Raw genomic sequence first — 5,632 nt, 5'->3', positions numbered from 1 at the left:
GGACGAAATGTTCTCGTGGCGATCGAGAAATCGGTGGCAAGTGATTGATCTTTGACAGTGTGCGCAGGTGAATTGTGTGGACGTCTTGTGCTGGAGGGTTACGACCTGTCCAAGCAATGCAAGCGTCCCACCAAGTAAAAAGTCAGTAATGAGTTTTGATTGGTTGGGAAGAACGCTTCAGAAAGATAGATGGCCGAGCCCGCAAGGGTGAGGTTGTCGACAACTTAAGTGAAGAGTTTGATCCTGGCTCAGATTGAACGCTGGCGGCATGCCTAACACATGCAAGTCGAACGGCAGCACAGCAGTAGCAATACTGTGGGTGGCGAGTGGCGGACGGGTGAGTAATGCATCGGGACCTACCTGAACGTGGGGGATAACGTAGGGAAACTTACGCTAATACCGCATACGTCCTACGGGAGAAAGCGGGGGACCTTCGGGCCTCGCGCGGTCAGACGGACCGATGTTCGATTAGCTAGTTGGTAGGGTAATGGCCTACCAAGGCGACGATCGATAGCTGGTCTGAGAGGATGATCAGCCACACTGGAACTGAGACACGGTCCAGACTCCTACGGGAGGCAGCAGTGGGGAATATTGGACAATGGGCGCAAGCCTGATCCAGCAATGCCGCGTGTGTGAAGAAGGCCTTCGGGTTGTAAAGCACTTTTATCAGGAACGAAATACCACCGGTTAATAACCGGTGGGGCTGACGGTACCTGAGGAATAAGCACCGGCTAACTTCGTGCCAGCAGCCGCGGTAATACGAAGGGTGCAAGCGTTAATCGGAATTACTGGGCGTAAAGGGTGCGTAGGCGGTTCGTTAAGTCTGTCGTGAAATCCCCGGGCTCAACCTGGGAATGGCGATGGATACTGGCGAGCTAGAGTGTGTCAGAGGATGGTGGAATTCCCGGTGTAGCGGTGAAATGCGTAGAGATCGGGAGGAACATCAGTGGCGAAGGCGGCCATCTGGGACAACACTGACGCTGAAGCACGAAAGCGTGGGGAGCAAACAGGATTAGATACCCTGGTAGTCCACGCCCTAAACGATGCGAACTGGATGTTGGTCTCAACTCGGAGATCAGTGTCGAAGCTAACGCGTTAAGTTCGCCGCCTGGGGAGTACGGTCGCAAGACTGAAACTCAAAGGAATTGACGGGGGCCCGCACAAGCGGTGGAGTATGTGGTTTAATTCGATGCAACGCGAAGAACCTTACCTGGCCTTGACATGTCCGGAATCCTGCAGAGATGCGGGAGTGCCTTCGGGAATCGGAACACAGGTGCTGCATGGCTGTCGTCAGCTCGTGTCGTGAGATGTTGGGTTAAGTCCCGCAACGAGCGCAACCCTTGTCCTTAGTTGCCAGCACGTAATGGTGGGAACTCTAAGGAGACTGCCGGTGACAAACCGGAGGAAGGTGGGGATGACGTCAAGTCATCATGGCCCTTACGGCCAGGGCTACACACGTACTACAATGGTCGGTACAGAGGGTTGCAATACCGCGAGGTGGAGCCAATCCCAGAAAGCCGATCCCAGTCCGGATCGGAGTCTGCAACTCGACTCCGTGAAGTCGGAATCGCTAGTAATCGCGGATCAGCTATGCCGCGGTGAATACGTTCCCGGGCCTTGTACACACCGCCCGTCACACCATGGGAGTGGGTTGCTCCAGAAGGCGTTAGTCTAACCGCAAGGAGGACGACGCCCACGGAGTGGTCCATGACTGGGGTGAAGTCGTAACAAGGTAGCCGTATCGGAAGGTGCGGCTGGATCACCTCCTTTCAAGAAACGACGGCGTGAGTCTTCACGCAAGACGTCCACACAAGACACCTGTACTTTACGCAAAGTCCCTTTTGCGAAGAGCAAAGCCGGCCCTCCGTGGCTGGACTCTTCAACAAAAGCCGGTCCGAACCCAGGTTCGAGGCAGGCTGGCGTAGGTTCTGGGGCTCGATCTCTGGGTCTGTAGCTCAGGTGGTTAGAGCGCACCCCTGATAAGGGTGAGGCCGGTGGTTCGAGTCCACCCAGACCCACCATTATTCCAAGGATTCCTTGGGGCCTTAGCTCAGCTGGGAGAGCACCTGCTTTGCAAGCAGGGGGTCGTCGGTTCGATCCCGACAGGCTCCACCATCAAGCGCCGCGTGAAGTATCAGCACACACAAGATTTTGAAATCATCCGGCATAGAGGCCGGCGTGATGTTCTTTGACAATCTGTAAACGAGTGACAAGCGTCTTGGTTCGAACCGAACCGAGACAAGTGTTAAGGCACGAAAACGAAGTAACTTGGCTGCACCTGATGAGGGTGCATGTCCCGAGGCGACTTGGGGTTATATGGTCAAGCGACTAAGCGTATACGGTGGATGCCTTGGCAGTCAGAGGCGATGAAGGACGTGGCAGCCTGCGAAAAGTGTCGGGGAGCTGGCAACAAGCTTTGATCCGGCAATGTCCGAATGGGGAAACCCACTCCGCAAGGAGTACTGCATGGTGAATACATAGCCATGCAGGGCGAACCCGGGGAACTGAAATATCTAAGTACCCGGAGGAAAAGAAATCAACCGAGATTCCCTGAGTAGCGACGAGCGAACGGGGACTAGCCCAAAAGCACATTATGTTTTAGTCAAACGGGATGGAAAGCCCGGCCATAGATGGTGATAGCCCAGTCGACGAAAAGGCATTTTGTGTGAAATTGAGTAAGGCGGGGCACGTGAAACCTTGTCTGAACATGGGGGGACCATCCTCCAAGGCTAAATACTACTGACTGACCGATAGCGAACTAGTACCGTGAGGGAAAGGCGAAAAGAACCCCGGAGAGGGGAGTGAAATAGACCCTGAAACCGTATACGTACAAGCAGTGGAAGCCCTTAATTGGGTGACTGCGTACCTTTTGTATAATGGGTCAGCGACTTACTGTCAGTGGCAAGCTTAACCGTATAGGGGAGGCGAAGAGAAATCGAGTCTGAATAGGGCGCATAGTCTCTGGCAGTAGACCCGAAACCGAGTGATCTATCCTTGGCCAGGTTGAAGGTGCGGTAACACGCACTGGAGGACCGAACCCACATCTGTTGCAATAGATGGGGATGAGCTGAGGATAGGAGTGAAAGGCTAAACAAACTCGGAGATAGCTGGTTCTCCTCGAAAGCTATTTAGGTAGCGCCTCGTGCGAATACTGTTGGGGGTAGAGCACTGTTATGGCTAGGGGGTCATCGCGACTTACCAAACCATGGCAAACTCCGAATACCAACACGTACTACACGGGAGACACACGGCGGGTGCTAACGTCCGTCGTGAAAAGGGAAACAACCCAGACCCGCAGCTAAGGTCCCAAAGTCATGGCTAAGTGGAAAACGATGTGGAAAGGCATAGACAGCCAGGAGGTTGGCTTAGAAGCAGCCATCCTTTAAAGAAAGCGTAATAGCTCACTGGTCGAGTCGGTCTGCGCGGAAGATTTAACGGGGCTAAGCCATGCACCGAAGCTCGGGGTGTGCACATTTATGTGTACGCGGTAGAGGAGCGTTCCGTAAGCCTGTGAAGGTGGATTGTAAAGTCTGCTGGAGGTATCGGAAGTGCGAATGCTGACATGAGTAACGATAATGGGGGTGAAAAGCCCCCACGCCGAAAGCCCAAGGTTTCCTCGCGCAACGTTCATCGGCGCAGGGTGAGTCGGCCCCTAAGGCGAGGCAGAAATGCGTAGTCGATGGGAAGCAGGTTAATATTCCTGCACTTTTCTATAGTGCGATGTGGGGACGGAGAAGGTTAGGTCTACCGGGCGTTGGTTGTCCCGGGGAAAGGCGGTAGGCATGGGTCTTAGGCAAATCCGGGACCCTTTATGCCGAGCACCGAGACGAGCCCTTTTGGGCGAAGTGACTGACACCACGCTTCCAGGAAAAGCCACTAAGCTTCAGCTATAGAAAAACCGTACCGCAAACCGACACTGGTAGGCAGGGTGAGAATCCCAAGGCGCTTGAGAGAACTCGGGTGAAGGAACTAGGCAAAATGGCACCGTAACTTCGGGAGAAGGTGCGCCCATTGACGTGGTCACGTGCGTGACTGAGCGTCGATGGGTCGCAGTAACCTGGCCGCTGCGACTGTTTATCAAAAACACAGCACTCTGCAAACACGAAAGTGGACGTATAGGGTGTGACGCCTGCCCGGTGCTGGAAGGTTAATTGATGGGGTCAGCCGCAAGGCGAAGCTCTTGATCGAAGCCCCAGTAAACGGCGGCCGTAACTATAACGGTCCTAAGGTAGCGAAATTCCTTGTCGGGTAAGTTCCGACCTGCACGAATGGCGTAACGACAGCGGCGCTGTCTCCACCCGAGACTCAGTGAAATTGAATTCGCTGTGAAGATGCAGCGTTCCCGCGGCAAGACGGAAAGACCCCGTGAACCTTTACTATAGCTTTACATTGAACGTTGAGTTCTTCTGTGTAGGATAGGTGGGAGGCTTTGAAGTGCAGGCGCTAGCTTGCATGGAGCCATCCTTGAAATACCACCCTGAAGTGCTTGACGTTCTAACCTCGATCCGTCATCCGGATCAGGGACCATGTATGGTGGGTAGTTTGACTGGGGCGGTCTCCTCCCAAAGAGTAACGGAGGAGCACGAAGGTACGCTCAGCGCGGTCGGACATCGCGCACTGTGTGCAATGGCATAAGCGTGCTTGACTGCGAGATCGACGGATCAAGCAGGTACGAAAGTAGGTCATAGTGATCCGGTGGTTCTGTATGGAAGGGCCATCGCTCAACGGATAAAAGGTACTCCGGGGATAACAGGCTGATACCGCCCAAGAGTTCATATCGACGGCGGTGTTTGGCACCTCGATGTCGGCTCATCACATCCTGGGGCTGTAGCCGGTCCCAAGGGTATGGCTGTTCGCCATTTAAAGTGGTACGCGAGCTGGGTTCAGAACGTCGTGAGACAGTTCGGTCCCTATCTGTCGTGGGCGTTGGAGATTTGAGGGGGGCTGCTCCTAGTACGAGAGGACCGGAGTGGACGTTCCGCTGGTGTTCGGGTTGTCATGCCCATGGCATTGCCCGGTAGCTACGAACGGAAGTGATAACCGCTGAAAGCATCTAAGCGGGAAGCACGCCCCAAGATGAGATCTCCCGAGAGCTTGACTCTCCTTAAGGCACCATCAAGACCAGGTGGTTGATAGGTCAGGTGTGGAAGCGCAGCAATGCGTTGAGCTAACTGATACTAATGAGCCGTGAGGCTTGACCATATAACCCCAAGACGCTTCGTGGGTCTTAACTGAAGTCTGATTCGAATTCACCTCGACGCTTGTCACTCGTTTACAAACTTATTCACGTGAGATCCCTCTCACGGAAGAATCCGGTCAGAGTTTGCGACCGGATTTTTCGAGAAGAATGCGGAGCCGGCGCTCAAGCGCCGCTCCCACCCCTTCCCTGGCGGCCATAGCGGCGTGGTACCACCTGATCCCATCCCGAACTCAGAAGTGAAACGCGCATGCGCCGATGGTAGTGTGGCTTTGCCATGCAAGAGTAGGTCACCGCCAGGGGCCTTATCCCAAAACCTCCACCCTGACCGGTGGGGGTTTTTTTTGCCCGTCGGATGCGGCGGCTGCGACCAAGACCGCCGGCTGCAACAGGTCTATGCCAGGGTCTTATGTCAACCGCCGCCCTGAGCGGTGG

The 5,632-nt window shown here is 54.6% G+C and carries 2 tRNA genes and 3 rRNA genes; all 5 read left to right on the top strand.

What is annotated here, in order from left to right:
• Positions 1-225: 225 nt before the first annotated feature.
• Positions 226-1,770, top strand: a 16S ribosomal RNA gene (locus tag ACFPME_RS17640).
• Between the two features lie 174 nt (positions 1,771-1,944).
• A tRNA-Ile gene (locus tag ACFPME_RS17635) sits at positions 1,945-2,021 on the top strand.
• A gap of 18 nt (positions 2,022-2,039) precedes the next feature.
• A tRNA-Ala gene (locus tag ACFPME_RS17630) sits at positions 2,040-2,115 on the top strand.
• 203 nt (positions 2,116-2,318) lie between these two features.
• Positions 2,319-5,202 (top strand): 23S ribosomal RNA (locus ACFPME_RS17625).
• 183 nt (positions 5,203-5,385) lie between these two features.
• Positions 5,386-5,499 (top strand): 5S ribosomal RNA (gene rrf, locus ACFPME_RS17620).
• Together the 16S, 23S and 5S rRNA genes with 2 tRNA genes alongside form the textbook arrangement of a ribosomal RNA operon.
• The last annotated feature ends 133 nt before the right edge of the window (positions 5,500-5,632 follow it).

This window comes from Rhodanobacter umsongensis (assembly GCF_042654965.1).
Lineage (GTDB): Bacteria > Pseudomonadota > Gammaproteobacteria > Xanthomonadales > Rhodanobacteraceae > Rhodanobacter > Rhodanobacter umsongensis.
This window is presented reverse-complemented; position numbering and strand designations above follow the sequence as displayed.